Genomic DNA, 5,956 nt, shown 5'->3' with positions numbered 1-5,956 from the left:
CGACGCGTGCGTTGTCGTTGCGCAGCAACCGATCCGGATCCGCGAGGCCGGTGACGGCCAGCCCGTATGTCGACCGCAGCCGCTGCCGCACGCCGGTCGCCATCTGTTGCGCCACCTCCGCGTCGACGGCACCCCGTTGGTCGAGCAACGCCGCGTCGACGCCCAGGACCTCCGCCTTGACCTCCAGCGCATAGGCCACGACTCCCCCGCGCACCACCTCCGAGGCGCCGGGCACGTCGGTGAGCCGCGCGGCGACCAGGCCACCGGTGAGTGACTCGGCCGTCGCGACGGTCAGGCCGGCGGCAGCCAAGCGGCCGATCAGCTCGCGCGACAGCGCGGTGCCCGATCCCGTGGCAGACGCCGCGCTCACCGACCGGGCCGAGTGCGTCCCGCCGGGAGTCACGACTTGCCTTGGGACGAGCGCTTGTTCTTGCCCGCCGAGCTCTCCGGCTGTGCCTTCTTGGCGGCTCGGCGGGCCGTCTCCGTCGTGGCCCGCAGCTTGGCGGCCTGCTCGCGCAGCATCGCTGCCCGCCGCTCGCGCTTGGCGATCGCCCTCGGGCTGGTGGTGCGCAGCGTGTGTGCGCGGAAGACGTAGTCGAGGCCGGTGACCACGGTGACGATGACGGCAGCCGCCATGACCGCGACCGCCACGATGTGCCAGTTGCCGGGCAGCGGCAGGACGTAGAGGAAGATGGCCAGCCCCTGCAGCGCGGTCTTGACCTTGCCGCCCCGGCTGGCCGCCATCACACCATGCCGGATGACGAAGAACCGCATCGCGGTGACACCGATCTCGCGGGCCAGGACGAGGACGGTGACCCACCACGGGAGCTCACCGAGCAGCGAGAGCCCGACGAGCGCCATACCGACCAGCGTCTTGTCGGCGATGGGGTCGGCGACCTTGCCGAAGTCGGTGACCAGGCCGCGGGCCCGGGCGAGGTCGCCGTCGATGCGGTCGGTGATCGCGGCGACGGCGAAGACCGCCGCCGCCAGGATCCGGTAGGTCTCGTCCTCGCCTCCGCCGAACAGCAGCAGCCAGCCGAAGACGGGCACGAGCGCGATGCGCAGCACCGTCAGCGCGTTGGCGATGTTCCAGGCACTGGCCTGGGGCGCCACCGGTTTTGTGGGCTGGGGACCGGTCACGTCGGGGTCCCCGCGACGTACCGGAGGCCCCGATCTGACCGGTCCCCGCGAAGTACCGGGGGCCGGGGCCCGCGCGAGGTGTCGCAGCGAGCGTGCCGGCGGAGAACCTCGCGGGGTGGCCTTGTGGGGTGACTCACGCGTGCTCCGCCACCAGGTCGATGCCCTCGGTGCCGACGACGCGGGCCGTGACCAGGTCGCCCACGACCGGGATTCGCTCGCCACCAGTCGGCTGCAGCAGCGTCACCCCGTCCACGTCGGGCCCCTGGTGGGCCGCGCGACCGCTCACGCCCTCGTCCTCGTCGACCTCCTCCACCAGCACCTCGACGGTCTCACCCACCCGCTCCTCGGCGCGCTGGTCGTCGAGCTGCTCCACCAGGGAGCCGACCCGCGCGAGCCGCTCCGCCACGACCTGCTCGGGCAGCTTGCCGTCGTGGGTCTCGGCCTCGGTGCCGTCCTCGTCGGAGTAACCGAAGACGCCGACGACATCGAGCCGCGCGGCCGTGAGGAACTCCTCCAGCTCCACCACGTCCTGCTCGGTCTCGCCCGGGAAACCGACGATGACGTTGGAGCGGATACCGGCCAGCGGCGCACGCCTGCGGACCTGCTCGACCAGGTCGAGGAAGGCATCCTTCCCGCCGAAGCGGCGCATCCGGCGCAGCAGCGGGGCGCTGGCGTGCTGGAAGGAGATGTCGAAGTAGGGCACCACCCCCGGCGTGCCGGCCATGACGTCCAGGAGGTCCGGGCGGATCTCGGCCGGCTGCAGGTAGGAGACCCGCACCCGCTCGACGCCGTCGACGCCTGCCAGCTCGGGCAGCATGGTCTCCAGCAGTCGCAGGTCGCCGAGGTCCTTGCCGTATGACGTGGAGTTCTCACTGACGAGGAAGATCTCCTTCACGCCCCGCTCACCGAGCCAGCGCGCCTCCGCCAGCACGTCGGACGGGCGGCGGGAGACGAACGCGCCACGGAACATCGGGATCGCACAGAAGGCGCAGCGCCGGTCGCAGCCGCTGGCGATCTTCAGCGGCGCCCAGGGCCGGTCGTCCAGGCGCGCACGCACCACCGACCGTCCCGGGCCAGCCTGCCGCAGCCCGCTCAGGTGCTCGGGGACCGGGCCGTCGATCGCGACCGACTCGGGCTCACGCACCTCGAGCACCTCCGGCGTCCCGTGACCGGGCACGGCCACCACGCTCGCACCCTCCTGCCGGCGGGCCGGCGAGAGCGGCAACAGCCGGCGCCGATCGGACGGCACGTGGGAGGCGGGTCGCTCGCCGTCGAGGATCGCGGACAGGTGCGACGACATGTCGGCGTAGGAGTCGAAGCCGAGGACCGCATCGGCCTCGGGCAGCTGGGAAGCGAGCTGCTCGCCATACCTCTCGGCGAGGCAACCGACGGCGACGACCGCCTGCGTGCGTCCATCCTCCTTGAGGTCGGAGGCCTCGAGCAGCGCGTCGATGGAGTCCTTCTTGGCCTGCTCGACGAAGCCGCAGGTGTTGATCACCGCGACGTCCGCCTGCGCCGCGTCGTCGACGAGGAGCCAGCCCTCGGCGGCCAGCCTCCCGGCGAGCTCCTCGGAGTCGACCTCGTTGCGGGCGCAACCCAGCGTCACCAGCGCGACGCTGCGCTGTCCCGAGGGTCGTGCGGGGGCCGCCGGGGAGGTGGGGGGTGACGTCACAGACACAGCGTAGTTGGGCTGCGGTTGAATGGGCGCATGGCCAACACGGAGACGACCGCGACCGCTTCACCCTCCCTCGAGCGGGTCACCGCGCTGCTGCGCGACCACCCGCTCATCGACGGCCACAACGACCTGCTGTGGGAGGCCCGCAAGCAGACCGGCTACGACTTCGACCGGCTCGACCTCGAGGCCGGGACCACGACGACGCACACCGACCTGCCCCGGATGCGGGCGGGCGGCATGGGCGGGCAGTTCTGGTCAGTGTGGGTGCCGTCCACGCCGCCGGCCCACGCAGCGGTGGCCCAGACGCTGGAGCAGGTGGACGCGGCGCACCAGATGATCGGCCGGTATGCCGGCCGGCTGGGCCTCGCGCGGACCGCGGACGAGGTGGAGTCGGTCTTCGCCTCCGGCCGGGTCGCGTCCCTGCTCGGCGCAGAGGGCGGGCACTCGATCGGCTGCTCGCTCGCCGTCCTGCGGATGTTGCACGTCCTGGGCGTGCGCTACATGACGTTGACCCACAACGACAACACCCCGTGGGCCGACTCGGCGACCGACGAGCCGAAGGTCGGCGGGCTGTCCGCCTTCGGCGAGGAGGTCGTGCGCGAGATGAACCGGATCGGCATGCTCGTGGACCTGTCGCACGTCTCCGCCGACACGATGCGAGCGGCGTTGCGGGTCACCGAGGTGCCGGTGATGTTCTCGCACTCCAGTGCGCGCGCGGTCTGCGATGTGCCGCGCAACGTCCCCGACGACGTCCTCGAGACGCTGGGCGACAACAACGGCGTGTGCATGGTGACCTTCGTGCCGGGCTTCGTCGACCCCACGTGCGCGCAGTGGCGGACCGACGCCGCGGAGGCGGCCAAGGCCAAGGGGGTCGCGCCGACCGATATCGCGGCGTTCGGTGCCTTCCAGCAGGAGTGGGTCGGAAAGCACCCCAAGCCGACGACCGACCTCGACCAGGTGGTCAAGCACGTGGAGCACGTCCGTGAGGTGGCGGGCGTCGACCACGTCGGGCTGGGTGGCGACTACGACGGCGTCGACGCGCTGCCGGACCGGCTCGAGGACGTCACCGGCTACCCCCGGCTGCTGGCCGCGCTCGCCGACCGCGGCTGGTCCGACGAGGACCTCGTCAAGCTGGCCGGCGGCAACGTGCTGCGGGTCCTGCGGGACGCCGAGGCGGGTGCCCGACGGCTGCAGGAGACCCGCGGGCCGAGCCTCGCGACCTACGAGCAGCTCGACGGCTGACTGCGGCTGCGCAAGGCCACCACCGCCAGCTTGCGGACCCGGCCCGAGGCCAACCAGTCCGCCCAGAGCCGGTGTGCAGCCAGCAGGTCGGTCCACCTGCGCCGGCCGAGCCGCGGCACGATCCGGCCCTGTTCCGCGACCAGCGCGTCCGCGAGCGCGGCTGCGGTGCGCCGGTGGGCGTCGCTGACGTCGTGCTGCCACACGACTCGAAGTCCGACCCGCTCCAGCCTGTCCACGATGGCGCCCTCGGGCGTGAGGTGCACGGTGTCCGCTGCGGGCATCAGGCGACTCTCGGCGCCGGTCAGCTGGTGCCCCTGCTCGACAGTGAAGGCGAACCGGCCACCTGGCCGCAGGGCACCGGCGACCTGCCGGAGCAGGGCGGGCTGGTCGGGGAAGGCGAGCAACGTCTCCAGCAGCAGCACCACGTCGTAGCCACCCTCGGGGACGGGTGGCACCGATCCGACCTCGAAGCGGCACGGCAACCCGTCGGCCCGTTCCCGCGCGAGGGCGACCGCCTCGGCGTCGGCGTCCACGCCCAGGTAGTCGCAGCCCAGGGCCCTGGTGACCAGGCGACCCGGGCCGGCCACGCCACAACACAGGTCGAGGACGCGTGAGCTCCGCCGCACGCCGGCTCGTCGGGCGAGAGCCAGGATCTCCCGGGCCGTCATGAAGCTCTCCTGCCCGGCGAACTGGCCCGGCTCGAAAGCGCGTTCGCGGGTGGATCGCAGCGCCGCGTCATACCGACCCCGGCCGGAGCCGTCACCGGACGCGAGGTCGCGCTGCACGCCGAGCGCTTGTGCGTCGTTCACGGCGCGCCCGGGGCGGTGGGGCTGTAGGCCCGGACGAACCGGTCGCGGAAGGCGTCCATCGGCCACACCGGCGCGCCCGATCCTGGGAGCAGGCCGCGTTGCCAGTGCCATCCGTCGATCCGACGAAGCACCGTCGGGTCGGAGGCGATGACGGTGATCGGCACCTGGTGACTCGCGTGGTAGCCGGACACGATGCTGGCGGGCTGGTGGTCGCCCAGCAGGACGAGCACCAGGTCGTCGTCCCCGTAGCGCTCGACGTACTGGATGAGCGAGGTCAGGGTGTAGCGGATCGACCGGGCGTAGGCGCGGGGCACCAGTTCCTTGTGGTCCCACAGCTGCCCGATTCCTTGGGCGCGGTGGTGGATCGGCCCGAAGACCGCGCCGTCGCCCAGCGGGTCCCACGGCACCAGGCGGGGCAACGGTGCCCACGGGGTGTGGCTGCTGGCCAGCTCGATCTGCGCGAAGACCGGCTGCCGGGCCGGGCCCAGCACCTTCCGGTGCAGGGCCTCCAGGGCGAACTGGTCCGGCATCAGCGAGAAGCCGAACCGTGGCCCGCGGTAACCCAGCTGCGGCCCGTCATAGATCCGGTCGTAGTGGTAGAAGGCGCGGCCCTGCGGCCAGGGCTCGCCGTCCGAGGGTTGCAGCGCGACGGTGCGCCAGCCGGCACGGTGGAAGAACCGGGACAGGGTCATCCGGTCGCTGCCGAGCAGCTGCCCGTATCGGCCCTCGTCAGTCACCCAGAGCCCGGACTGCAGGGTGGAGTGGGCGAGCCAGCTGTGCCCGCCGAAGGTCGGTGACGTCAGGAACGCGCTGCGCGACTGGTATCCGGCCGACCGCAGCTGGCGGGTGCCCGCTCGAAGGAGGTCGCGCACCCCGGCGTCGGCACCCTTGGTCCCGTCTACCGCGACCCGTCCGTAGCTCTCCACGACCGCGACGACCACGTCCTTGCCGCCCAGCCCGGTCAGCAGCCGGTCGGCGGGGAGGTCACGGAGCGGGTCGCGGGTGAGCGCCGCGGCGAAGCGCCGCTCGCCGCGGACGGTCGTCACGGCAAGCTGCACCTGTCCGGCCGCAACCCGCGCGGAGCTCGCGG

Annotated in this window: 6 protein-coding genes; 1 reads left to right on the top strand and 5 read right to left on the bottom strand. The window is 72.6% G+C overall.

Annotated elements, in window-relative coordinates:
- The 3 genes from FRW57_RS15935 to rimO form a co-directional block, all read right to left on the bottom strand.
- Positions 1–370: CinA family protein (locus tag FRW57_RS15935; protein ID WP_238999458.1), on the bottom strand; the 370-nt coding region annotated here is incomplete at its 3' end.
- Between the two features lie 29 nt (positions 371–399).
- A complete protein-coding gene (gene pgsA, locus FRW57_RS15930; RefSeq protein WP_152186456.1) occupies positions 400–1,140 on the bottom strand; it encodes a CDP-diacylglycerol--glycerol-3-phosphate 3-phosphatidyltransferase in 741 nt (246 codons plus the stop codon).
- A gap of 133 nt (positions 1,141–1,273) precedes the next feature.
- Positions 1,274–2,812, bottom strand: a complete 1,539-nt coding sequence (gene rimO / locus FRW57_RS15925) for a 30S ribosomal protein S12 methylthiotransferase RimO (protein ID WP_152186455.1) — start codon at positions 2,810–2,812, stop codon at positions 1,274–1,276.
- A 36-nt stretch (positions 2,813–2,848) separates the two neighbouring features.
- Here rimO and FRW57_RS15920 point away from each other — a divergent pair, with 36 nt between their 5' ends.
- On the top strand, positions 2,849–4,057 hold the full coding sequence (locus FRW57_RS15920) for a dipeptidase (RefSeq protein WP_152186454.1): 1,209 nt from the start codon (positions 2,849–2,851) through the stop codon (positions 4,055–4,057).
- Here FRW57_RS15920 and FRW57_RS15915 read toward each other — a convergent pair.
- A complete protein-coding gene (locus FRW57_RS15915) occupies positions 4,036–4,866 on the bottom strand; it encodes a class I SAM-dependent methyltransferase (protein ID WP_203230363.1) in 831 nt (276 codons plus the stop codon). The genes FRW57_RS15920 and FRW57_RS15915 overlap by 22 nt on opposite strands.
- A partial coding sequence (locus FRW57_RS15910; protein ID WP_338055372.1) for a sulfatase-like hydrolase/transferase occupies positions 4,863–5,956 on the bottom strand: 1,094 nt, incomplete at its 5' end. The genes FRW57_RS15915 and FRW57_RS15910, both read right to left, overlap by 4 nt.

Source organism: Segeticoccus rhizosphaerae (assembly GCF_009192725.1).
GTDB lineage: Bacteria > Actinomycetota > Actinomycetes > Actinomycetales > Dermatophilaceae > Segeticoccus > Segeticoccus rhizosphaerae.
Note: the sequence above shows the minus strand (reverse complement) of the source record. Positions and strands in the feature narration are given on the sequence as shown.